Origin of the sequence: Corynebacterium sp. LK10, from assembly GCF_008042455.1 — a bacterium.
Classification (GTDB): domain Bacteria; phylum Actinomycetota; class Actinomycetes; order Mycobacteriales; family Mycobacteriaceae; genus Corynebacterium; species Corynebacterium jeikeium_D.
On record NZ_NOVT01000022.1, the window covers coordinates 38,425 to 62,011 of the forward strand.

At 58.0% G+C, this 23,587-nt stretch carries 18 protein-coding genes; 16 read left to right on the forward strand and 2 right to left on the reverse strand.

What is annotated here, in order from left to right:
• The first annotated feature begins 60 nt into the window (after positions 1 to 60).
• The 7 genes from ruvA (at position 61) to CHU70_RS09645 (ending at position 8,768) form a co-directional block, all read left to right on the forward strand.
• Positions 61 to 681 (forward strand): Holliday junction branch migration protein RuvA, encoded by a 621-nt coding sequence (gene ruvA / locus CHU70_RS09615; protein WP_048731308.1) that lies wholly within the window; start codon positions 61 to 63, stop codon positions 679 to 681.
• Between the two features lie 66 nt (positions 682 to 747).
• Positions 748 to 1,860, forward strand: coding sequence for a Holliday junction branch migration DNA helicase RuvB (ruvB, locus tag CHU70_RS09620; protein WP_049190793.1), 1,113 nt, complete (start codon positions 748 to 750; stop codon positions 1,858 to 1,860).
• Between the two features lie 66 nt (positions 1,861 to 1,926).
• Entirely contained in the window at positions 1,927 to 2,391 is a 465-nt protein-coding gene (gene yajC / locus CHU70_RS09625; RefSeq protein WP_147739799.1) for a preprotein translocase subunit YajC, read from the forward strand.
• A 311-nt stretch (positions 2,392 to 2,702) separates the two neighbouring features.
• A complete protein-coding gene (secD, locus tag CHU70_RS09630; RefSeq protein WP_049193686.1) occupies positions 2,703 to 4,628 on the forward strand; it encodes a protein translocase subunit SecD in 1,926 nt (641 codons plus the stop codon).
• 6 nt (positions 4,629 to 4,634) lie between these two features.
• The gene (secF, locus tag CHU70_RS09635) at positions 4,635 to 5,852 is read left to right on the forward strand and encodes a protein translocase subunit SecF (RefSeq protein ID WP_088611530.1); all 1,218 of its coding nucleotides are present in this window, start codon (positions 4,635 to 4,637) and stop codon (positions 5,850 to 5,852) included.
• Positions 5,853 to 5,962: 110 nt separating this feature from the next.
• A complete protein-coding gene (locus CHU70_RS09640; protein ID WP_016422687.1) occupies positions 5,963 to 6,499 on the forward strand; it encodes an adenine phosphoribosyltransferase in 537 nt (178 codons plus the stop codon).
• Between the two features lie 7 nt (positions 6,500 to 6,506).
• Positions 6,507 to 8,768, forward strand: coding sequence for a bifunctional (p)ppGpp synthetase/guanosine-3',5'-bis(diphosphate) 3'-pyrophosphohydrolase (locus tag CHU70_RS09645; protein ID WP_016422688.1), 2,262 nt, complete (start codon positions 6,507 to 6,509; stop codon positions 8,766 to 8,768).
• Positions 8,769 to 8,888: 120 nt separating this feature from the next.
• Here CHU70_RS09645 and CHU70_RS09650 read toward each other — a convergent pair whose 3' ends face one another.
• Positions 8,889 to 9,728 (reverse strand): peptidylprolyl isomerase, encoded by an 840-nt coding sequence (locus CHU70_RS09650; protein WP_016422689.1) that lies wholly within the window; start codon positions 9,726 to 9,728, stop codon positions 8,889 to 8,891.
• Positions 9,729 to 10,020: 292 nt separating this feature from the next.
• On the opposite strand from CHU70_RS09650, the gene CHU70_RS09655 reads away from it, so the two are divergent.
• Both CHU70_RS09655 and hisS read left to right on the forward strand, forming a co-directional pair.
• Positions 10,021 to 10,692 carry an MBL fold metallo-hydrolase gene (locus CHU70_RS09655; RefSeq protein WP_016422690.1) on the forward strand — a complete coding sequence of 224 codons (672 nt, stop codon included), beginning with the start codon at positions 10,021 to 10,023 and terminating at the stop codon, positions 10,690 to 10,692.
• A gap of 43 nt (positions 10,693 to 10,735) precedes the next feature.
• Complete coding sequence (gene hisS / locus CHU70_RS09660) at positions 10,736 to 12,019, forward strand: histidine--tRNA ligase (RefSeq protein ID WP_016422691.1); 1,284 nt, start codon at positions 10,736 to 10,738, stop codon at positions 12,017 to 12,019.
• A gap of 27 nt (positions 12,020 to 12,046) precedes the next feature.
• Here hisS and CHU70_RS09665 read toward each other — a convergent pair whose 3' ends face one another.
• Positions 12,047 to 12,934 (reverse strand): neutral zinc metallopeptidase, encoded by an 888-nt coding sequence (locus tag CHU70_RS09665; RefSeq protein WP_147719050.1) that lies wholly within the window; start codon positions 12,932 to 12,934, stop codon positions 12,047 to 12,049.
• Between the two features lie 271 nt (positions 12,935 to 13,205).
• On the opposite strand from CHU70_RS09665, the gene aspS reads away from it, so the two are divergent.
• The 7 genes from aspS to CHU70_RS09700 all read left to right on the forward strand — a co-directional run bounded on the left by aspS (position 13,206) and on the right by CHU70_RS09700 (position 23,486).
• A complete protein-coding gene (gene aspS / locus CHU70_RS09670) occupies positions 13,206 to 15,035 on the forward strand; it encodes an aspartate--tRNA ligase (RefSeq protein ID WP_016422693.1) in 1,830 nt (609 codons plus the stop codon).
• 147 nt (positions 15,036 to 15,182) lie between these two features.
• Complete coding sequence (locus CHU70_RS09675; protein WP_016422694.1) at positions 15,183 to 16,364, forward strand: phosphotransferase family protein; 1,182 nt, start codon at positions 15,183 to 15,185, stop codon at positions 16,362 to 16,364.
• Positions 16,365 to 16,512: 148 nt separating this feature from the next.
• Positions 16,513 to 17,838 (forward strand): replication-associated recombination protein A, encoded by a 1,326-nt coding sequence (locus tag CHU70_RS09680; protein ID WP_224433708.1) that lies wholly within the window; start codon positions 16,513 to 16,515, stop codon positions 17,836 to 17,838.
• Positions 17,839 to 17,966: 128 nt separating this feature from the next.
• On the forward strand, positions 17,967 to 20,627 hold the full coding sequence (alaS, locus tag CHU70_RS09685; RefSeq protein ID WP_016422696.1) for an alanine--tRNA ligase: 2,661 nt from the start codon (positions 17,967 to 17,969) through the stop codon (positions 20,625 to 20,627).
• Positions 20,628 to 20,664: 37 nt separating this feature from the next.
• Positions 20,665 to 21,168, forward strand: a complete 504-nt coding sequence (gene ruvX / locus CHU70_RS09690; protein ID WP_016422697.1) for a Holliday junction resolvase RuvX — start codon at positions 20,665 to 20,667, stop codon at positions 21,166 to 21,168.
• Positions 21,169 to 21,429: 261 nt separating this feature from the next.
• Positions 21,430 to 22,656: an endolytic transglycosylase MltG gene (mltG, locus tag CHU70_RS09695; protein ID WP_147719049.1), complete on the forward strand. Its 1,227-nt coding sequence runs from the start codon at positions 21,430 to 21,432 to the stop codon at positions 22,654 to 22,656.
• 14 nt (positions 22,657 to 22,670) lie between these two features.
• Positions 22,671 to 23,486, forward strand: a complete 816-nt coding sequence (locus tag CHU70_RS09700) for a shikimate dehydrogenase (RefSeq protein WP_016422699.1) — start codon at positions 22,671 to 22,673, stop codon at positions 23,484 to 23,486.
• Positions 23,487 to 23,587: the final 101 nt, after the last annotated feature.

Sequence of the window (23,587 nt, forward strand, 5' to 3'; positions counted from 1 at the left end):
GTGAGTTCGGCGTTTATCTCGGTGTCTTTCGGGAAGCCGTAGTGAAAGGAATTGTGAGAAGTGATTGCATCTCTACGCGGTGAGGTTATCGATCTCGGTGCGGACTATTGCGTTATCGAGTGCGGTGGTGTCGGGCATTTGGTCACCATTACGGGCAGGTTAGCTTCTCAGTTGGTGAGGCATGAGCAGACTTTCATGTTGACCACAATGGCGGTTCGTGAAGATGCGATTACGCTTTTTGGTTTTGCCAACTCGCAGGAACGTGAGATGTTTGCGCTCTTGCGCACTGTCTCAACAGTGGGGCCAAAAGTAGCGATGTCTGTTCTATCGGTACTGTCGCCGGCCGAGATTGCCAATGCGGTTGCCTCAAAGAATGCCAAGGCCCTCCAGGCGGCTAACGGCGTCGGCAAGCGATTGGCGGAGCGCCTGTTGGTTGAGTTGAAGGATAAGGTCGAGGTTTTCGCGGATAGGGCGGTATCCCAGCCGGAGGAAGCTGCAAGCGGAGCAGCGCCTGGCATTGTTTTGAAGGCAGATCTGGATCAGGTCGTTGGTGCTTTGGTCGGGCTTGGGTTCCCGGAAGCTGATGCGAATGAGGCAGCGGAGACTGTTGTTCGGATTGATCCGACCTTGGATACATCAATGGCGCTGAAGGCGGCGCTAAAGACATTGGGCGAAAAGTAAATCCAGGTCGAGGACCTGCAGCTACATTGATGATGAAAAATGGCAGTGCACTAGGATGAGGGGACTATGAGCGATATCGAGCGCACGGAGTTTAACGTGTCGGGCAATCCCTTCAGGGACTCTTTAGATGGAGCAGCCAACGACCATTTTGGCGGTGGGGGAAATGGTGCACAACGTGATGTCGATGCCCGCGCTCAGGTCGAGGAAGTCGATGCGGAATCGAACCTGCGACCAAAGTCGTTAGGGGAGTTTATCGGCCAACCCAAGGTCCGCGAGCAGCTGGATTTGGTGCTCTCCGGGGCACGGGGACGAAATGTGACTCCGGACCACATTCTGCTGTCGGGACCTCCCGGCCTGGGTAAGACCACCATGGCCATGATTATTGCGCAGGAGATGGGGTCGTCCCTGCGAATGACGTCCGGTCCGGCGCTTATTCGCGCTGGCGATTTGGCAGCAATGCTATCGAACCTGCTCGAGGGCGATGTACTCTTCATTGACGAGATCCACCGCATTGCCAGGCCCGTGGAGGAAATGCTCTACATGGCAATGGAAGATTTCCGTATTGATGTCATCGTGGGCAAGGGGCCTGGAGCTACGTCAATTCCACTCGAGATTCCACCTTTTACGCTGGTAGGCGCAACGACGCGCTCGGGTATGCTGACTGGCCCACTGCGTGACCGTTTCGGTTTTACTGCGCAGATGGAGTTCTACGAGGTCGAGGATCTGACAAAGGTGGTTACCCGTGCCGCTGGGATCCTCGGGGTGGATATCAGCCCAGAGGCTGCAGTGGAGATTGCCTCGCGTTCGCGAGGTACCCCGCGAATTGCCAACCGCCTACTGCGTCGCGTTCGCGATTTCGCAGATGTTCACTCCGGTGGCGTTATTGATCTTGGTGCGGCCAAGGCGGCGTTGATTGTCTTCGATGTCGATGAGCTTGGGCTGGACCGCTTGGACCGCGCAGTGCTGACTGCCCTGGTCAAGGGGCACGGTGGCGGCCCGGTGGGCGTGAATTCCCTGGCGTTGGCAGTCGGTGAGGAGCCCTCGACTGTGGAAGAAGTGTGCGAGCCCTACCTGGTCCGTGCCGGGATGATTGCGCGTACATCGCGCGGACGCGTGGCAACTGCCCGAGCATGGCGGCACTTGGGGTTGCAGCCGCCGGAGGGAACTATCGGAGAATAGCTTTCTCATCGACCTGGCCGGGGCAGTGTGGAATTGCTAGCTGGCAATTCGTTAAACTCGGCAGACATGGATCAAACTATTCTCCTCCTACTTATTTTCTTGTTCCTGGCGCTGCCAATTTGGCAGATCATCAAGCAGAACAAGCAGGTGCGCACCATTCGGGACATGCAGGATAAGTTGGCCCCGGGCGCAGAGGTCATCACCGGTTCCGGTATGCATGGTGTGGTCGTTGATACGACCGAAACAACCGTCGACCTGATTATCGCTGACGGCATCGTGACCCGTTGGGAAAAGGGCGCCATTGCCCGCAACCTCACCACCGGTACCGGAGCTAGCTACGCTCACCGTGACCGACGTGGCCGTGTTTCCGATGCGCCAGATGACCACGTCGGCGATGTCCAAGAAATCACCGGCCACGGCCCGGCTGACAATGCAGCTTCGGACGTCAATGAGCAGGTCGAGAACCCGAATACTCCGAGTACCTCGGATAACCCGGGTACAGACGGTTCCACTTCCACCGAAAAGCAGTAGCAGTTTTTTGCACGCCCACGCCCCGTCGGTTTGCATGCATCCAAGCTGTAGCGTGCGCCGTGAGGCTAGCGGGCGCGTCCCAGGTTTCGCCGTCGGCAAGCGTGGGCAAGATTTTCACTAAATAGGTACAAGTCAAAACCGGCGCACTACGCTAAATCGGTTATTCTCTAGCGGTTGGTGTTTATAGCTTTGCTTAGCGACGCCCGCAATGCCTCTTCCTGGTATCGCGCGATTTCGCGGTGCGGTTATAGACCTGCGTTTCTACCCGAAGCGCTTAAGTACCTAAACGTCACGATTCAGGAGACTTTGCTTTGAACAGCAAATCCAGATCCGGTGCGAATACATTCAAGAGGAACTGGCCGCAGTGGCTGTTGGCACTGTTTGTTGGCTTCCTCATCCTTACGTACGCACTCGTCTTTTTCACCGGCGGCGGATCAGCCAAGCCAAAGTTGGGCATCGACTTGCAGGGTGGTACCCGAGTAACCTTGGTGCCGCAGGGCGAAAAGCCGACGCGCGATCAGCTGGACCAGGCTCGCAAGATTCTGGAGAACCGCGTAAACGGCATGGGCGTCAGCGGCGCTCAAGTTGTCACCGACGGTGACACGCTGGTCATTACCGTGCCGGGTGAAGACTCACAGGAGGCGCGTACGCTCGGCCAGACTTCGCAGCTCTTCTTCCGTCCAGTAGAACAGCCCACCCAGGGCCCTGATGAAGCTGCCTTTGGCGAGGTAGTTAAGAAGACTGCTGAAGATTGGGTGTCAGTCGGTGTCCTGTCGAAGGAGGAAGCCACCAAGCGTGTTGATGACCTCTACAAGGACATGAACGAAACGCAGAAGCGTGCAATTGATGCCTTCAAGGAACAGAACCCAGATCAGCCGGTTCCCGAGGAGCTGTCCAAGTCGCTGGGCGAGGCCCCGAAGTTGGACGCAACAGCTCCGGCAAAGCCGGCGAACTCAATTGAAGCGGCCGAGCTGCGTACGAAGGTTCGTGACGTGCTGTTGGCGACTCGCCAGTCCGAAGACCCAACGACACAGTTTGCAGCCGCTGCGCTGATGACCTGCGATAACCGCGATGCAGTTGATCCGCTACAGGGTGCCGATGACCCGGCCAAGCCGCTGGTGACCTGTGCGCCCGAAGGCGGTAAAGCCATCTTCCTGGGCAAGGCTCCGCTGTTGATTGGGCAGGAGGACGAGGCCAAGGGCCAGCGTCTGTCCGGCGACGCTATTGATACCAATGCGCCGATTAACGGTGGTTACGATCAGCAGTCTGGTCAGATTCAGGTCTCCTTTAGCTTCAAGTCCGGGAAGAATGACACCGGCGCTCGCACATGGACCAAGTTGACCAATGACTACCTGCAGCGGCAGGTCGCTATCGTGTTGGACTCGAAGGTCATTTCCGCCCCGGTGATTCAGGAGGCAACCCCAGTTGGTTCTGCCACCCGCATCACGGGCGACTTCTCAATCGACGAGGCACAGGGGCTGGCCAATAACCTGCGTTATGGTGCACTGCCGCTGTCGTTCGCAGGTGAGGACGGCGAGCCGGGCGGCACCACCACGACTATCCCGGCCATGCTTGGTTCGGCTTCCTTGGAAGCCGGTCTGCTTGCCGGCATTATCGGTATCGCCCTGATTGTCGTCTACGCGATTGCTCTCTACCGCGGCCTGGGCGTGATTTCGCTGGTTTCGCTGGCAGCAGCTGGAGCGATGGTCTACGGCGTCCTTGTCCTTCTTGGTCGTTGGATTGGCTACTCGCTCGATCTCGCTGGCATCGCCGGCATCATCATCTCTATCGGCGTAACGGCTGACTCCTTCATCGTCTTCTTCGAACGCATTAAGGACGAAATCCGCGCGGGTAGAACTTTCCGCTCCGCGGTTCCGCACGCTTGGCGACGAGCACGGCGCACCATCCTATCGGGTAACTTTGTGTCCATCATTGCGGCTGTGGTTCTTTACATCCTGGCCGTTGGCGATGTCCGCGGTTTCGCGTTCACACTTGGTCTCTCCACAGCATTCGACATTGTGACGGCTTTCCTCGTGACTGCGCCGTTGGTCATCCTGGCTACTCGTAAGTGGCCAGCTTTGTCCAAGCCGTCGATGAACGGCTTCGGCTCGGTCATGGAGATTGCACAGAGGAATAAGACTGTAGCTGCCGGTAAGAAGGCCGGAGCCTCCGATGCCTCCGCCAGTACGGCTGCCGACACCGGTGCAGCTCACTCCAGCGCGAATGAGGGGAAGTAGGAATCCATGAATACTACTCAGACGAATCCGGCGCTAATCACTGAGCCAGAAAGCGTGAAAGACGACTCCTTTTTCCGCCGCCTCTACACCGGCGAGGGTGGAATCAACATCGTCGGCAAGCGGAAGCGCTGGTACCAGATTGCCGTCGCCATCATCGTTGTTGCTTTCGCAGCGATGCTGATTCGCGGGTTCAGCTTCGGTATCGACTTCGAGGGCGGTACCAAGATGACTATGCCGCCGGCCTCAGTGACAACTGAGCAGGCCGAGGAGGTTTTCACCGAGGCGACCGGCGTGAAGCCGGAGCTGGTACAAATTATCGGTTCTGGTGAGGGCCGAATCCTGGAGATCACCTCTGAGAAGCTGACTCAGGACCAGATTAATAGTGCTCGTATCGCGTTGAATGATGCATTCAAGCCCGTCGATGTGCAGGGGCAGCAGACCCCGGATGCCATTGGTGACTCGACCGTGTCGGAGTCGTGGGGCTCTTCGATTACCAACCGAATGCTGCTGGCTGCAGTGGTGTTCCTGGGTCTGGTGTTCATCTACATCACCATTCACTTCGAGCGCGACATGGCCATTGCCGCAATTCTCGCCCTGGTTGTGGATGCAATCGTGATTATGGGCATCTACGCGCTCATTGGTCTTGACGTCACCCCGGCAACCATTATCGGCTTGCTGACAGTGCTGTCGTTCTCCCTGTACGACACCGTCGTGGTTTTCGACAAGGTCGACGAGAACACGGCAGGCTATCGTTCATCGACCCGTAGAAGTTACGCCGAGTTGGTGAACCTGGCGGTCAACCAAACCATCATGCGTTCTATCAACACCACGGTGTCGACGCTCCTGCCAATCCTGGCACTGATGGTCATCGCCGTGGGCATGCTAGGGGTCGGAACGCTGAAGGACCTTGCACTCGTTCAGCTCATCGGCATTATTCAAGGTACGTTCTCTTCGATCTTCCTGGCTTCGTCGCTGTTGGTGTCTCTTAAGTCGCGGCAGCGTGAATACCGCAAGCATGAAGAGGCGGTACTGTCTGCCCGCGCAAAGGCATCTGAGGGAGCCGGTTCGGGCACCGATTCCGCCACCACTGATGTTGCGGAGGACTCGGGCTCGAAGGAGCCGTCGGCAAGCGAAATGGAGCAGTCGACGCCGAAACGAACGGTGACGACTCCGACGCTTGAGGGCGATGAAAACAAGCCGCTGTCCTGGCGTCCGGGGCAGTAGGAGGTAGCGCCTCCCAGTGGTTCGGGTGAAACTACTTTAAAAGCGCATTGTGCGGGTATCGTTGACAGGTACCCGCACTTTTTCTTTTCGCCGAAAAGGAGCTTAAACCTGTGTCGTATGCACACGCGCGTGAGGCATTAGCCGATCAGATTCGGTTTGTGCCCGATTTTCCAGTTGAGGGCGTACTCTTCGAGGACTTGACGCCGGCGCTTGCCGACGCCACGACGTTCGCCCTGATTGTGGACGAGATTTCCGCCAAGGTGGAAGAGTTCGGGGCTGATGTTATAGGCAGCCTAGATGCGCGTGGATTCCTGCTGGGTTCTGCGGTGGCGTACAAGCTCGGACTGGGAGTGCTCGCTATTCGTAAGAAGGGTAAGCTGCCACCGCCTGTGCTGACCGAGACCTATGAACTGGAATATGGTACGGCCGCGCTTGAGATTCCGGCTAGTGGTTTTGAGCTGAAGGGCAAGAAGGCCGTACTTGTCGACGATGTGTTGGCAACTGGTGGCACCCTGTGTGCAGCTCGCGCTCTGCTGGAGACAGCTGGAGTCGAGGTAACCGGGCTGTGCACCGTGCTGGAGGTTGAAGGCCTGGGAGCTCGGGAGAAGCTTGCTGATCTGCCTCTGTACGTGGTTAATAAGGGGTGAATGAGTCATGGCTGAAGGGCCCGCACGCCGTTATGGTGCCCGCCTAGCGCGAAGCCTTACCGGCAACAGAACGAAGATCCGCCCGGTGCTAGATCCCCTTGTCGCGGTGCATCGACAGGTGCATCCGCGCGCAGATTTGGCTGTGCTTCAGCGTGCCTACGATACCGCCGAGCGCCTTCACGACGGCGTCTATCGGAAATCCGGCGAGCCATACATCACTCACCCGCTTGCAGTCGCTACTATTGCGGCCGAGATCGGCATGGATACCACCACGCTGGTGGCAGCGCTGCTGCATGACACGGTCGAAGATACCGATTACACGCTGGAGGACCTGGAGCGGGACTTCGGCCCAGAAGTCGCACGGTTGGTCGACGGCGTGACCAAATTGGATAAGGTCGCGTTGGGCTCCGCCGCCGAGGCAGAGACCGTGCGAAAAATGATTATCGCCATGAGCCAGGACCCGCGCGTGCTGGTTATCAAGGTGGCTGACCGGCTGCATAACATGCGCACAATGCGCTTCCTGCCGCCGGAAAAGCAGGCTAAGAAGGCCCGTGAGACCCTCGAGGTGATTGCACCGCTGGCGCATCGTTTGGGAATGGCCAGCGTGAAGTGGGAGTTGGAAGATCTCTCCTTCGCCATTTTGTACCCGAAGAAGTACGACGAGATTGTGCGTTTGGTCGCAGATCGAGCGCCGCAGCGGGACCGGTACATCCAGGAAGTCTCCGAGATGATTCAGAAGGATCTGAAGGAGTCTCACATTGCTGCTGAGGTACAGGGCAGGCCGAAGCACTACTGGTCGATTTATCAGAAGATGATTGTCCGCGGCCATGAGTTCGACGAGATTTTTGACCTGGTCGGACTTCGAGTTCTGGTGGACACGACCAAGGACTGCTATGCCGCCATGGGTGCCGTCCACTCGCTGTTCAAACCCATGCCGGGGCGATTCAAGGACTATATTTCCGCGCCGCGTTTCGGGGTTTACCAGTCGTTGCACACAACGGTCATCGGTCCAGGTGGCTCCCCGCTAGAAGTGCAGATTCGCACCCATGAGATGCACTACAACGCTGAGTACGGCATTGCCGCACACTGGCGCTACAAGGAAACCAAGGGCTCTCACAAGGGAGATTCCGCCGAAGTCGATCAGATGGCGTGGATGCGTCAGCTGCTGGATTGGCAGCGCGAGGCCGCAGATCCTAACGAGTTCCTGGACTCCCTGCGCTATGACCTCTCAGTCACTGAAATTTTTGCGTTCACGCCTAAGGGCGATGTCATCACATTGCCTGCGGACTCCACGCCGGTCGACTTTGCCTACGCGGTCCATACTGAAGTAGGTCACCGCTGTATTGGTGCCAAAGTCAACGGCAAGCTAGTGGCGTTGGAATCACCGCTAAAAACTGGCGACCGCGTCGAGATTTTCACGTCCAAGGATGCCGATTCCGGTCCGTCTAAGGACTGGGAGAAGTTTGTTAAAACTCCACGTGCGCGGGCAAAGATCCGTCAGTGGTTTGCCAAGGAGCGCCGCGAAGAGGCACTCGATGCCGGCCGTGACGCGCTGGCTGCAGAGGTACAGCGCGGCGGTCTGCCGATGCACCGCCTGTTCACTCCGGCGTCCATCAAGCAGATTGCCTCCGAGCTGCACTATGCGGATGTCGATGCGCTCTATACCGCTATCGGTAAGGGGCAGGTCTCAGCGCAGCATGTGACTCACCGGCTGATGGCGCAGTTCTCGAGCGCGGACGATGCCGAAGAGCAGTTGGTCTCCCGCACGCCAATTTCAAAGATGAACGTGCACAACACTCCGCGCCGCGCTGACAGCACGGGTGTGTTGGTAGAAGGCAGCGCGGATATGGCCGCTAAGCTCGCCAAATGCTGTACGCCTGTGCCGGGCGATGCCATCTTTGGCTTCGTCACCCGCGGCGGTGGGGTCAGTGTGCACCGTACGGACTGCACTAATGCGGAGAAACTGCACCAGGAGCCCGAGCGCATTATCGAGGTTTCCTGGGCAACGGATTCCTCCGGTGCGGTCTTCATGGTTACGGTGCAAATCGAAGCACTTGACCGTCACGGACTGCTCTCGGAGATCACTCGCGTTTTCTCCGATCAGAAGGTCTCAATCCTGTCGACGTCCTCTCATACCTCCGATGACCGCGTTGCCGTAATGCGTTTTAGCTTCGAGGTTTCGGACACTAAGCAGATGGGCTATATCTTCAACATTCTGCGCGGTGTCGAGGGAGTGTTCGATGTCTACCGCATTACTTCTGGTCAGTAGGCGGTTTAGTAGCCATCGATATGTGAAAAAGGATGAGACCGCGTAGATACTAAAACAGGGCCAAGGTGATTCACCTTGACCCTGTTTTTGATTAATTTCTCAATCAGTTAGTTGAGTCAACTACTTGACTTCCGCCTTCTCAATACGGACTTCCTTAGCTGGCTTACCGTCAGAGGTACCGCCACCCTCGATACCGTTCTTCGCAATGTCCGCAACCGTCTTGGTGCCCTCGTCAGTCATGGAGCCAAGCACGGTGTACTGCGGAGGCAGCTGAGAATCTGCCCAGTTGAGGAAGAACTGGCTGCCGTTGGCATCCGGGTCACTCGGGTTTGCCATGGCGATAGAGCCCTTCGGGTACACCAACGGGGTGTTCTGATCCAGGCCGGAATCCTTGACCGGCCACTCGCCAGCGAACTTGAAGCCCGGTCCGCCGGTACCGGTACCAGTCGGATCGCCACACTGCAGAACGTTCAGGCCACCACCGGTAATACGGTGGCACACGGTGTCGTTGAAGTAGTTGGACTTGGCCATGTGCTCAATTGCATTGACGCCGCAAGGTGAAATAGCGCGGTCCAGCTCCATCGGAATGTCGCCCTGGTTAGTCTTCAGGGTGATGGTTACAGTGCCAGTGGCGGGAACGTTGTCGGTAGCTGGCTTATCTATGTCCTTCGATGCCTCGCCATCATCCGGGTAGTCACAGGTCACGGTTTCCGGAAGTGGGGAAGAGCGCTTCATTGGAACCTTTTCACCGCTGACGGGAGTAGCTGTCAGAGCTGCAGGTTCGACTGGAGTCGTGGATTCATCAGCGGCCTCATTGTCGTCAGCGCCGCCAGCCGTGGTCAGCAAGTAGATGCCGCCACCGATAAAGAGCAGGATAGCCAAGGTAGTTACGACAACGCCCAGTGGCTTCAGCTTCTCGGCACGTGCACGGCGCTTAAGTTCGCGCTCGAGCGTCCGCATCGCATCTTTGCGCCTTTGCTCATTATTGGCCACTAGTCTTTCTCCGTATCTGTTAGTCATCTATTGCTGGTGACGGAACACCAGCGGACGATTTTGCCCATTGATAGTGACCGCATTTGAAGTAACAGCTCAGTCGGTCACCGTCGCGTACACAATCGACCATTATGCCCGGGATTGCTTCCCATTTGCGAGATGACAGGCCAACGAGCAAGGGGAAAGGTGCTCTCTTCCCGTTGTTGGAAGGCGCAAATAGCCTGCCGGGGGCTGTACACAATCGTTACAATGGAGCGCCATGGAGATATTTGGTTTTGCAGCCGGCCCTTTTCAGACCAACTGCTACGTGGCAACAGGCGCTCCGGAAATGGACGGCCTGTCCACCCCATGCGTCATTGTTGACCCGGGCATGGGGGCGTTCGAGGTAGTACGCGGCGAGGTTGAGAAGCGAGATTGGAAGCCGGAAGCAATTCTGCTGACCCATGGTCATATCGACCATGTCCGCGATGTCGCGGAGGCCGCCGACTTCTGGGATATCCCCGTCTTCATTCACGAAAGCGACAATGTGTTGCTGGCCAATCCGAAGCTCGGCGGTTCTTCTTTCGGACACCTCTTTGACATCGATTCTATGCAGGCTTATACGGAAGCCGATTTCTTCGAGGATGGCGACGAAGTAAAGTGGGCAGGGTTGAATTTCGAAGTCATTCACGCTCCTGGTCACTCTCCGGGATGCGTGATGCTGCGCGCTTCCGATGGGGAAGATGAGATTGTCTTCAGCGGGGACGTCCTCTTTAAGGGGGCTATCGGTCGCGTAGATTTGCCGGGCAGTAGTCCGGAGCACATGCAGCAGTCGTTGAAGGATAAGGTCCTCCCGCTGGCGGATGACCTCATGATTCTTCCGGGCCATGGCTCCGCATCGTCGATAGGCGAGGAGCGCGCGACCAACCCGTTCCTGCAAAACCTCACCTAGCCTGGCTGACACGTCGTGAGAGTTGGCAGGTAGAGTTAGCGGGGTGAACTCTAGCCAGAAGCCAAAGAAGTTGAAGCCATTCTCCGCGCCCAAGGGCGTGCCGGATTACGTCCCGCCGGTCTCCCGCGAATTCGAGGCGGTGCGAAACTCATTCCAGCACCGCGCACGACTTGCGGGCTATGAGCACATTGAGCTGCCAATTTTCGAGGAAACCGGGCTTTTTGCACGTGGCGTAGGTGAATCGACGGACGTCGTCACCAAGGAGATGTACACGTTCGCCGACCGCGGCGACCGTTCGGTCACCCTGCGCCCGGAGGGTACCGCGGGCGTGATGCGCGCGGTCATTGAGCACAATTTGGACCGCGGTCAGTTGCCGGTCAAGCTTTCCTACGCGGGGCCATTCTTCCGCTATGAACGCCCGCAGGCAGGCCGTTACCGTCAGTTGCAGCAGGTGGGCGTAGAGGCAATCGGCGTCGATGATCCTGCGCTGGACGCTGAAGTCATCGCGCTTGCCGACGCATGCTTCCGCGGTATCGGGCTCGAAGGCTTCCGCCTTGAACTGACAAGCCTTGGCGACAACACCTGCCGCCCTGAATATCGCGCTAAGCTGCAGGAGTTCTTGTTTGACCTGCCTTTGGATGAGGAAACGCGCCACCGTGCAAACATCAACCCGCTGCGCGTTCTCGACGATAAGCGACCGGAAATGCAGGAAATGCTTGCCGACGCGCCGCTGATGCTGGACCACCTTTCTGACAGCGCTCGCGGTCACTTTGAAGCTGTGACTGGACTGTTGGATGACATGAAGGTGCCCTATGTCATCAATCCTCGAATGGTGCGCGGACTGGACTACTACACCAAGACGTGCTTCGAGTTTGTTCACGACGGCCTTGGTGCTCAGTCGGGTATCGGTGGCGGTGGTCGCTACGACGGGCTGATGGCGCAGCTAGGCGGCCAAGAGCTGTCTGGAATTGGCTTTGGTTTGGGTGTGGATCGCGCGCTGCTCGCACTGGAAGCAGAGGGCAAGCAGGCCAGCGATGGTCGACGCGTCGATGTGTATGGTGTTGCGCTCGGTGAAGAAGCCGCTCACGCTATGGCGGTGCAGATCAATAAGCTGCGCCAAGCGGGTATCCGCGCAGATATGTCCTACGGCGGCCGCGGTCTGAAGGGCGCGATGAAGGGTGCCGATCGCGCTGGAGCCCGATTTGCGTTGGTCCTCGGCGAGTCTGAATTGGCCGCGGGCGAGGTTCAGCTGAAGAACCTTGAGTCCCACGAGCAGCACGCAGTCGCCCTAGATGCACTGGTTCAGGAGTTGCAGTCGCGCATCTAGGAAACGCGCATTTGTTGAGTGCGGAGTCTAGCTGTAGACGCCGCGCTCGAGAGTGTCGCACTGAGACATCTTTCCTGACTTGTAGCCGGTGAGGAATGCCTTCGTACGCTGCTCGGCCGAGCCGTGGGTCCAGGAGTCCGGTTGAACACCACCGCCGGAATGCTGCTGGATGGTGTCATCGCCAATGGCCTTCGTAGTTTTGAGGGCATCGGCAACTTGCTCGTCGGAAAGCGGTTCGAGGATTGCGTCCGGCCCCTTGTCCGCGTAATGAGCCCAGATACCCGCGTAGCAGTCGGCCTGCAGCTCGATCTTTACAGCGTCGGAATCGGGGCCCGGTTCGTTGTAGTTACTGCGGCCGAGTGTGCCCTCCAACCTTTGGATATGGTGGGCGAATTCGTGGGCCACGACGTATTCCTGTGCGAGCGGTCCGTTGCCTCCGCCCATGCGCTCCAGGGTGCTAAAGAACTCCGTGTCGAAGTAGGCCGTTTGATCGGCGGGGCAGTAGAACGGGCCGGTGGACGAGGACGCTGTGCCGCAGCCCGACTGAGTGGAGCCTTCAAAGAGGACTAAGCCTGGGTTCGTGTACTCGATGCCGGCCTGTGCGGGGAGTTGTTCTTCCCAGACTCGGTCGACCGAAATACCGGTGAATTCCATCCGGCAATCGATGCGGCTGTTGGCATCTTCGCCGGTCTTGCATGGATCCTCGCCAGGGGACTGCTGTGCAGTCTGCGAGGACTGGTTGTTCTGGGCACCTGTCAGCTGTCCCAATTGTCCCGGGTCGCCGCCGAGAAGTAAGTACAGGCCGATGAGGACAAGGCCGCCGATACCGCCACCGCCTACGGCGATAGCGCGGCCACCACCCGAGCGTCGCTCGGCACGAGCCGAGCTCTTTTGGAAGTCATTCCGGAAGGTCATAGGAGTAAGACTATTGCATAAGGTGCGGAAAACGGGCCATTGAATAGCGCTGCGTCATAGTATCCGCATGTAAATCAACGTCAGGATCTACGGAGAACTTTGTCTAAGTGAGTACATGAAGCCCGAGGTAGGCCCAAGGCGATGACCGGTAATAAGCAAAATAGCCGGGGTCTTCTTCTCACCTTTCTGGCTTCAAGGTAGACTACACGGACGAAACCGCTATCCACAGCGTTAATCCCTATAGCACCAATTTTGGAAGGACCAATTCGCAGTGCTTCGTACGCATCTTGCCGGAGACCTCCGCGCTGACCTCGCCGGCAGCACAGTAACCCTGACCGGTTGGGTAGGACGCCGCCGTGACCATGGTGGCGTGATCTTCATCGACATGCGTGACCGCTCCGGTTACGCCCAGGTTGTGTTCCGCAACAGCGAAGTTGCTGAGCGTGCACACCACCTGCGCAGCGAATACTGCATTCAGGTCACCGGTGTCGTTGAGAAGCGCCCGGAGGGCTCCGAAAACCCGAACCTGGCATCGGGTGAAATTGAGGTCAATGTTACGGAGCTGACCATCCTCAACGAGTCGGCGGCATTGCCGTTCCAGCTCGAGGATGTTGGAACTTCTGGCACTGTCGGCGAGGAAGCCCGCCTGAAGTACCGCTACCTAGACCTACGCCGTGAAGGCCCGGCCAAGATTATGCGTCTCCGTGCGGCTGTCAACCGCGCAGCCCGTAAGGTGCTGGACAGCCACGACTTCACCGAAATCGAGACCCCGACGTTGACTCGCTCTACGCCGGAAGGTGCTCGTGACTTCGTGGTGCCGGCTCGTTTGAAGCCGGGCACTTTCTACGCACTGCCGCAGTCCCCTCAGTTGTTCAAGCAGCTGCTTATGGTCGCTGGCATGGAGCGCTACTACCAGATCGCCCGCTGCTACCGAGATGAGGACTTCCGCGCTGACCGCCAGCCGGAGTTCACTCAGCTCGACGTTGAGATGAGCTTCGCCGAGCAGGACGATGTCATTGCGCTGGCAGAAGAGATTCTGGTTGCTATCTTCGCCGAGGCCGGTGTCACTGTTCAGACCCCGATTCCACGCATGACCTTCAAGGAGGCCATGGAGAAGTACGGTTCTGACAAGCCGGACCTGCGCTTCGACATTCCGCTGGTGGAGTGCACCGAGTTCTTCAAGGACACCACTTTCCGTGTCTTCCAGAACGATTACGTCGGTGCAGTTGTTATGGACGGTGGCGCATCGCAGCCTCGTCGTCAGCTCGACGCTTGGCAGGATTGGGCCCGCCAGCGCGGCGCAAAGGGCTTGGCCTACATCCTTGTTGGGGAGGACGGCACTCTGGGCGGCCCGGTTGCCAAGAACATTACTGACGCAGAGCGTGAAGGCATCGCGGCGCACGTAGGCGCGAAGCCGGGTGACTGCATCTTCTTCGCTGCAGGTGACGCTAAGAGCTCCCGTGCACTGCTGGGTGCTGCTCGTGGAGAGATTGCCAAGAAGCTCGGCCTTATCAAGGAAGGCGACTGGGCATTCACCTGGGTCGTCGACGCACCGTTGTTCGAGCCGGCTGCCGACGCTACCGCTTCCGGTGACGTTGCCCTGGGCCACTCGCAGTGGACTGCTGTGCACCACGCCTTCACCTCGCCGAAGCCAGAGCACATGGATACCTTCGACAAGGATCCTGGCAACGCACTGGCTTACGCCTACGACATCGTCTGCAACGGTAACGAAATTGGTGGCGGCTCCATTCGTATTCACCGCCCAGATGTCCAGAAGCGCGTCTTCGATGTTATGGGCATCGGCGAGGAAGAGGCACAGGAGCAGTTCGGCTTCCTGCTGGATGCCTTCCAGTACGGCGCTCCGCCGCACGGTGGTATCGCATTCGGTTGGGACCGTATCGTTTCCCTGCTGGCCGGCGTTGACTCGATTCGCGAAGTTATCGCCTTCCCGAAGTCCGGTGGCGGCGTTGATCCGTTGACTGACGCCCCGACTCCGATTACCGCTCAGCAGCGCAAGGAGACCGGTATCGACTTCAAGCCGAAGCCAAAGCAGAAGGCAGACGGCGTTAAGGCAGCAGCCGACGCAGGCGACAGCAAGTAAACAAAGAAATCACATTGCGAGGAATGTGATCTGTCACTCCAGCGTGAACAGCGCGAGTGGCGCCAATTCCTCCTAACCAAGGCGTTACTGGCCACAACGCAACATCCGTATCGCCTGACTGAAACTGGCTCATTGAAAGGGCATTCAATGGAGTACTCGGACGACGCTGCAGCAGAAGTTGACAGCGTAGTTAAAGATGCAGAGACACTGCTTTCCGCACGATTCGGCGGCACTCCAGTGTTGTCGGATCCAGAAGTACTTACAGGTCAGTCAAACGCTCTTGTTGTCCGCGTACGGGTCGCCACAAATCCCTTTATGCAGGAACGCACGGTCGTCGTAAAGCAAATTCCTACGACGACTGAAGGCGTCGATCCCGCCGTTTTACGGGAAGTCGTGGCGTACCAGTTCATCAATACACTGCCTGACGACGTCCGCCCGGGGCCTCAGCTTCTTGCTTACGATGTTTCAAAGCAGCTATTGGTTCTCAGCGACGTCGGTGTCGTGGACACTCTTGCGGACGTACTCTTTCGTGGCGATGAAGAGCGACGATTGCGCGCATTCCGCAGCCTCGGCGCTTCGCTGGGTCGGATGCATATTCACACGCATACTCGTGAAGAGGGATTTGAGACCCTGCGTCGTCGTATGTGGGTGAAGAACAAGGTCGATCGCGAGGCTCTCGAGGCGCGTGACCACGGCATTGTGTCGGGGATTCGCTTTGGTATGCGAGCTGTCGAGGGGTCCGGCATTCCTGTTCCCGACGCTGTGCGCTCTTTCGGTGAGGATGCTGCTCGTCGAATTGAGAAGGGCACGCATAGGGCGTTTACTCCGTTTGACCTCGCCCCGGACAACATTCTGCTGGCGGATAAGGTCCAGTTCCTCGACTATGAGTGGGCTGGTTACCGCGATGTCATCTTCGACGTGGCCAGCGTCGTCGCAGGCTTCCCGCTGCACGTTTTCGTGGAGCGTCCATCGGAGGCAGAGGTCGACGTGTTTGTCCGTGCCTGGATGGAAGAGATTCGTGACCATTGGTATCGCGGCACGAGCGACCGCCGTTTGATGGCGTTCATCGCTGCGGCGTTGCTCGGTTGGTTTTTCATCTCCGCAACGGTTTCCTTCTTCGGTTCTCCAAAACAAGCGCTGTGGGTGGGGCATGAAGGACGCACGGACCTGAAGCCGGAAGTTGGCGGCTCAGCACTGGAGCGGCGCGACATGGCTAACACGGCTCGCGCGATTGCACAGTTCGCCCATAAGTGTGAGGACGATCGTGCCGACGAGCTGGAACAGTTCGCGCATGCAGTCATCGATTTCTTAGAGCAAGAGGAAGGCTAGGGCACACGTGGCGGATCCGAATAAGCTGCCGTCAGGCGGTGCAAACGGCTCCGCCGATGACGCTCCAGGGCTTTTCGACGAGCCTTCGGTCGCCGGACCTACAGCGGCCAAGAGCCAAGGTCGGAGTGCGGGGCCAGCAAGCACTGGCCTGAACTCCGATGCGAGCGCCTATTTTCACCCAGGTGCACACGCGCCGTTGGCGGTTCGGATGCGACCGCGAAACCTCGATGAAGTCGTTGGTCAAGACCACCTGTTAGCCCCCGGAGCACCGTTGCGCCGTCTGGTCGAAGGTGGCGGCGACACCTCCGTTATTTTGTTTGGCCCTCCCGGAACTGGCAAGACCACTCTCGCCAGTTTGATTTCCGCGGCGACTGGACGACACTTTGAAGCGCTTTCCGCGCTTAATGCCGGGGTAAAGGAAGTGCGTGCGGTTATCGACACTGCTCGTCGCACGCTCGTTAACCAGGGCATTCAAACGGTGCTCTTCATCGACGAGGTGCACCGTTTTTCCAAGACCCAGCAGGATGCCCTGTTGGGTGCCGTGGAAAACCGGATTGTCCTTCTCGTCGCGGCAACGACGGAAAACCCATCCTTCTCAGTGGTGTCCCCGCTGCTCAGTCGGTCACTGCTGTTGCAGTTGCAGTCACTGGACGACGAAGCCGTCGGCACGCTCATTGATCGAGCACTTACCGATGAGCGCGGCCTGAATGGTCGCGTCAGTATGACAGACGATGCACGTAAACAGCTCATTGCGCTGGCAGCTGGTGATGCTCGTCGTTCCCTCACGTACCTCGAGGCAGCCGCAGAAGCCGTCGCCGATGGTGAGCAGATTACCGCTGAGTCGCTTGCCAATTCGATCAACAGAGCCGTGGTTCGCTATGACCGCGACGGCGACCAGCATTACGACGTCACCAGCGCGTTTATTAAGTCCGTTCGCGGATCTGATGTCGATGCTGCCCTGCATTACCTGGCGCGGATGATTGAGGGTGGGGAAGACCCTCGGTTTATTGCCCGCCGAATCGTTATTCTGGCCAGCGAAGACATCGGTATGGCCGACCCGACAGCTCTGCAAACCGCCGTCGCCGCGGCGCAGGCAGTTGCCTTGATAGGGATGCCGGAAGCCCGGCTGACGCTGGCGCAGGCCACGATTCACTTGGCAACAGCACCGAAGTCGAATTCGGTCATAAGCGCAATCGACGGGGCATTGAAGGATGTTCGTTCCGGGAAGACCGGACCGGTGCCACCACATTTGCGGGACGGACATTACAGCGGGGCTAAGGACCTTGGTCACGCGGTGGACTATATCTACCCGCACAATGACCCCATGGGTGTCGTCGCCCAACAGTATCCACCAGATCAGTTGGTGGGCACTGATTATTTCGTCCCATCCAATCACGGTCGTGAAAACGGCATGGCTGAATACCTCGGACGCATTCGCCGAATTATCCGGGGGAGCCGCCGGAAATCGAAGTAGGCGAGATCGGTCGGAATCTACGGGGTGCCGGTGGGGTGGTTTTAAAGTTGCTCGAACCGAGCGGGTAGACTGCTAGTTTTGTATTAAACATCTCGGACGCTCGACGTGAAACGAGGAAGTAGAACACCGTGCAGACTCATGAAATTCGAAATCGCTTCATCCAGCATTTCGTAAAGGCGGGACACACCGAGGTCCCCAGTGCCTCCCTGGTTTTGGATGACCCGAACCTGCTGTTCGTTAATGCCGGCATGGTGCCGTTCAAGCCCTACTTCCTCGGCAATGAGACTCCGGACTTCTCCACCGCGACCTCAATTCAGAAGTGCGTGCGCACACTGGACATTGAAGAGGTGGGTATCACCACCCGCCACAACACCTTCTTCCAGATGGCGGGTAACTTCTCCTTCGGAAATTACTTCAAGGAAGGTGCCATCACTCATGCATGGAGCCTTCTGACTGGTGCTGTTGAGGACGGCGGCTTTGGCATCCCGGCTGAGAAGCTGTGGGTGACGGTTTTCCTCGATGACGATGAGGCCCATGACATCTGGCACGAGAAGGTTGGTGTGCCGGAAGAGCGCATTCAGCGCCGAGGCATGGCGGACAACTACTGGTCCATGGGTGTGCCTGGCCCGTGTGGCCCGTGTTCAGAGATTTTCTACGACCGCGGCCCGGAGTACGGTGCTGACGGTGGCCCAGAGGCGGACGAGGATCGCTACATCGAGATTTGGAACCTCGTCTTCATGGAAAACGAGCGTGGCGAAGGAACAGGCAAGGACTCTTTCGAGATTCTTGGCCCACTGCCGAAGAAGAACATCGATACCGGTATGGGCATCGAGCGCGTTGCTTTCCTGCTACAGGGTGTCGACAACGTCTACGAAACCGATCTGCTGCGTCCGGTTATCGACGAAGCTGAGCGGCTCACCGGTTCGAAGTACAGCTCCAACCACCAGGACAACATCCGTTTCCGCGTCATCGCCGACCACAGCCGCACCGGCTTGATGCTGATGCTCGACGGTGTCACCCCCTCGAACTCCGATCGTGGCTATATCCTGCGTCGCCTGCTGCGCCGCATCATCCGCTCTGCGCGTCTGCTCGGCGCTAACGGTCCAGTGCTGGAGAAGCTGATTGGTATTGCGGCCGAGACCATGACCCCGTCGTACCCAGAGATCGCGGAGAACTGGAACCGTATTCGCCGCGTCGCCGTCGCCGAGGAAAAGACCTTCACCAAGACTCTGTCCGCCGGTGAGGAGCTGTTCGAACGTGCTGCCACCAAGGCCAAGGCAGAGGGTAAAACCGTTCTATCCGGTCACGACGCCTTCACCCTGCATGACACCCACGGCTTCCCAATCGACCTGACCATCGAGATGGCCGAAGAGGCCGGCCTGACCATCGACCGCGAGGAATTCGATCGCGAGATGGCTGAGCAGCGTGCGCGCGCAAAGGCCGACAGCCAGGCAAAGAAGCAGTCTCACACCGACCTGCATGTCTACCGCGAGTTCATCGATGAACACCCGACGTCCTTCACTGGTTACGATCGGCTTGCCGACGAATCCACGATTCTTGGCATCATTGCCGATGGCCAGAAGCAGTCGTTTGCCGCAGAGGGCGATGAGATTGAGGTTATCCTCGATCGCACTCCGCTCTACGCCGAGGCCGGCGGTCAGCTGGCTGACCGTGGTCGTATCGTGACTGATTCCGGCGCTGTGGTCCACATCAACGATGTTCAAAAGGTGGGCAAGAAGCTGTGGCTGCACAAAGGCATTGTCACCGCTGGTGAATTCACTCCGGGTGTCTCCGCTGAAGCTTTGGTCGACGAGCAGTGGCGTCACGGTGCTCGTCAGGCGCACACTGCAACTCACTTGATTCACGGTGCTCTGCGTCAGGTACTGGGGGATACTGCAACTCAGGCTGGTTCCATGAATAAGCCGGGCTACCTCCGTTTCGACTTCAAGTACGGTGAGCAGCTCACACCGGAACAGCTCCGTGAGATTGAGCAGATCACCAATGAGGCTGTCGACAACGACTGGGCTGTCAATACTGCCGAGATGCCTTTGGAAGAGGCCAAGGCAGCTGGTGCCATGGCATTGTTCAACGAGAACTACGGCGACATCGTCCGCGTTGTCGAGGTCGGTGGCCCGTTCTCAATTGAGCTGTGTGGCGGTACCCACGTTTCGCATTCTTCGCAGATTGGTCCGGTAGCTGTGCTGGGCGAGTCCTCGGTCGGATCGGGCGTGCGCCGTATTGAGGCTTACTCGGGTATGGATTCCTTCCGCTACCTGTCCACCGAGCGTCTCCTGGCTGAACGACTGGCCACTGAATTCAAGGCTCCTTCTGCTGAGCTGCCAGACCGCATTGCAGCACTGGCTGAAAAGCTCAAGGCTGCAGAGAAGCAGCTCGCTGATTTCAAGGCCGGACAGCTGCTGGCCAATGCCGCGTCTCACCTGGAGTCCGCTCGCACCATCGGCGATGTCACCTACCTCGGCCTTAAGCTTCCCGACGGTACGGAGATGAAGGACATCCGTTCGCTGGCTAATGACTTGGCGAAGCGCCTTGCGGATCGCCCAAGCGTCATTGCGTTGATTTCCAACGCTGGCGGCAAGGTTCCGTTTGTGGCCTCGGTTTCGGATGAAGCCGTCAATCGCGGTATTAAGGCCGGCGATTTGGTGAAGCTGATGGGCGCTGAGGTCGGCGGCAAGGGCGGCGGTAAACCGGCAATGGCACAGGGCTCCGGCTCTGATGCTTCCGGAATCGACGCAGCATTGGCCGCGGTTGAGGCCGAACTGTCCAAGTAGCCAATTAACGGCTGTGCTATCGGAAGAGCAGTAAACAATGGCTAAGCCCCGTATTGATACCCCCGGTCAGGATGATCCCGGTCGGGGTCGACGGCTCGGAATCGACGTCGGCGATGTCCGCGTTGGCGTCGCGGTCTCTGACCCCGACTGTATCCTGGCGACCCCGGTTGAAACAGTCACTCGAGCAACGGGGCGAAAAGATCCTGACGGGCCGGATATTGACCGGCTCGTGGAACTTGCCACTGAACTTGAGGTCGTCGAGATTGTTCTCGGCATGCCCCTCATGCTCGACGGCTCGTTCGGGACTTCTGCGCGGAAAGCTACTGACGTTGGATTCCGGCTGCAGCGCCGACTCGGTGACCGAGTCGTAGTGCATTACGCCGACGAGCGGATGACGACGGTAATGGCCCAATCACGGCTGCACGCAGCAGGTATTGATGTTAAGTCCGGGCGGAAGATTATTGACCAGGTTGCGGCAGTAGAAATTCTGCAGTCCTGGTTGGACAGACGGGCAAAAGCTTTGGACGGAAATACCGACTAAGGGGGCACACAAAAGTTACCGAAAGGTGACAATTCACCCACCTTTGCGCAATTATTAAGTGTGTAATACCTAAGCACGTTTGTCGCGTGCATAGGATTTGAAAAGTTGAAGTGGCGATTCACACCTACAATGCAACCTAGTGCTACGACTTCGTCGTAAAGCTATGTCGCACCAGTCGTTATCAGTCGCGTGTCGTACCCGAACGGGAAGACTCCTTGCTGATACCGATGGGAGAGTGAGCTGCATTCGAGGAGATTATTGATGAGTAAAGACGCGCAGACTGCGCGCCGCACTGATAGCGGCGGTGCCGACCGGGACCGCGCTGGTGCTCGCAGCGGTGGGACAAAGTCTCGAGTTCGTCACCGCCAAACGGCAGTGGCAATCAATGTGACTTCTGTCCTGTTATGCGTGTTGGTCCTCGGAGTGATTGGCCTCGTCTGGAACCGTGGCGGCATTGTTGACGATTACGATGGCAAAGCTGAGGGTCCATTGACGATTGTTGAGGTCAGTGAAGGCACGTCACTTACTGATTTGTCCAACCAGTTGGTGGAAAGCGGCGTCGTCAAGTCTTCCCGTGCGTTCATCCAGGCCGCGAATGAGAACTCTCATTCAAGTGAATTGCAGCCTGGTTTCTACCGACTCCATCAGCGGATGAAGGCCGACGAGACCGTCGAGGCTCTTCTGGATGTCGAAAATCAGGTCGGTACCGTTGGCATTCCGACTGGCGCCCGTTTCGCCGATACCCGCATTGTGTCCTCATCGGATGTACGTAAGGGAATTTTCTCGCTTATTTCTGAGGCCACTTGTGTTGAAGACAATGACTGCGTATCCAAGGCCGATCTCGAACGTGCTGCTGGCGAGGCCGATTTGGCCGCGCTGGGTGTTCCAGAATGGGCACGGGACGCGGTAGCTGCGCGTGGCAACGACCCTCGTCGTCTTGAGGGACTCATTACGCCGGGTATTCATCACCTTGACCCGCAGCAGACGCCCGAACAGATGCTTGCAAAATTGGTCAAGGAATCGGTGAAGAATTATGAGGACACGGGTCTCATGGCTTCAGCGGACATGGTTGGTCTTACTCCATACGAGCTGATTACCGCAGCTTCTTTGATCCAGATGGAGGCGCCAGATGGCGACTTCGATAAGGTCGCTCGCGTTATTCTCAACCGTCTCGACGAACCGATGCAGCTGCAGTTCGACTCGACAGTCAACTACGACCTGCCAGATCAGGAAATCGCAACCACGGATGAGGACCGCGCGCGAAAGACCGCGTGGAACACCTACGCCAAGGAGGGGCTGCCGGAAACCCCCATTGCTTCGCCCTCCATCGAGGCGATTCGTGCCATGGAAAATCCGGCTGACGGCACCTGGCTGTACTTTGTCACGGTGGACAAGGAAGGAAATACTGTCTTTAGCACGACCTTCGAAGAGCACGAGGCCGCTATCGACGAGTCACGCAACAATGGCGTGCTGGATTCCAACCGCTAAGAGGTAGAACTCCTATGCCTATAACTCATCGCGCAGCCGTGCTGGGAGATCCGATTGATCACTCGTACTCGCCGGCTATTCACAACGCCGGTTACCGCGCTGCGGGAATGAATGACTGGCACTATGACCGCATCCGATGCAACGCCGAAGAGCTTGCCGACGTCGTTGGTGGCGCAGACCCCAGTTTCCAGGGGTTTTCCGTCACGATGCCCGGCAAGTTTGCCGCGCTGGACTTCGCCGATGAAGTCAGTGAGCGCGCGAGGCTCATTGGTTCAGCGAACACTCTGGTCCGTCGCGATTCGGATTGGTTTGCCGACAACACCGATGGCGACGGCGTACTGGGAGCACTGCGCGAGATAGACTGCACGAACGCACCACGTGGCCGCGCCGTTGTTGTTGGTGCCGGTGGCACAGCACGGCCGGCACTTTGGGCGCTGTCGCAGCTGGGGGTCAATCATGTGACCGTGGTAGCGCGCTCCGAGCGCGCATATGACATTGAACCATTAGCTGCCGCGCTGGGGATGGAATTTGTTTGGGTGACTTTTGATGTTCCAAACCTGGCAGATATTGCTGGTAATGCCGACGTGCTGGTCTCTACGGTGCCGTCAGCCGCAATTGAGTCGGTTGCTGGCTACCTCGCTCGAGCACCGAAGATTCTCGACGTCATTTACAATCCCTGGCCAACCCCACTTGTGAAAGCAGCGGAACGCGGAGGGACACAGGCGGTCGGTGGATTGTCCATGTTGCTACATCAAGCGGTGGGACAGTTTGAGCAGTTTACTGGACGCACTCCCGATGTCGAGGCGATGCGTGCAGCGCTGCCGAACTAGCTCACAACCGTTACAATCCCAAAGTTTTGGGGTGGGGAATAACTGAGATAGGGCTGTCTCCGATTGGACAGCACAGGATTGCCCCGGTCTACCTTGACCGG

Excerpts from the sequence above, each read along its gene's own strand:
- CHU70_RS09700 (WP_016422699.1), top strand. The coding sequence starts at position 22,671 with ATGCCTATAACTCATCGCGCAGCCGTGCTGGGAGATCCGATTGATCAC.
- CHU70_RS09650 (WP_016422689.1), bottom strand. The coding sequence starts at position 9,728 with ATGCGGACGCTCGAGCGCGAACTTAAGCGCCGTGCACGTGCCGAGAAG.
- mltG (WP_147719049.1), top strand. The coding sequence starts at position 21,430 with ATGAGTAAAGACGCGCAGACTGCGCGCCGCACTGATAGCGGCGGTGCC.
- ruvX (WP_016422697.1), top strand. The coding sequence starts at position 20,665 with ATGGCTAAGCCCCGTATTGATACCCCCGGTCAGGATGATCCCGGTCGG.
- CHU70_RS09655 (WP_016422690.1), top strand. The coding sequence starts at position 10,021 with ATGGAGATATTTGGTTTTGCAGCCGGCCCTTTTCAGACCAACTGCTAC.
- CHU70_RS09645 (WP_016422688.1), top strand. The coding sequence starts at position 6,507 with ATGGCTGAAGGGCCCGCACGCCGTTATGGTGCCCGCCTAGCGCGAAGC.
- CHU70_RS09675 (WP_016422694.1), top strand. The coding sequence starts at position 15,183 with ATGGAGTACTCGGACGACGCTGCAGCAGAAGTTGACAGCGTAGTTAAA.
- CHU70_RS09665 (WP_147719050.1), bottom strand. The coding sequence starts at position 12,934 with ATGACCTTCCGGAATGACTTCCAAAAGAGCTCGGCTCGTGCCGAGCGA.
- secF (WP_088611530.1), top strand. The coding sequence starts at position 4,635 with ATGAATACTACTCAGACGAATCCGGCGCTAATCACTGAGCCAGAAAGC.
- yajC (WP_147739799.1), top strand. The coding sequence starts at position 1,927 with ATGGATCAAACTATTCTCCTCCTACTTATTTTCTTGTTCCTGGCGCTG.
- ruvB (WP_049190793.1), top strand. The coding sequence starts at position 748 with ATGAGCGATATCGAGCGCACGGAGTTTAACGTGTCGGGCAATCCCTTC.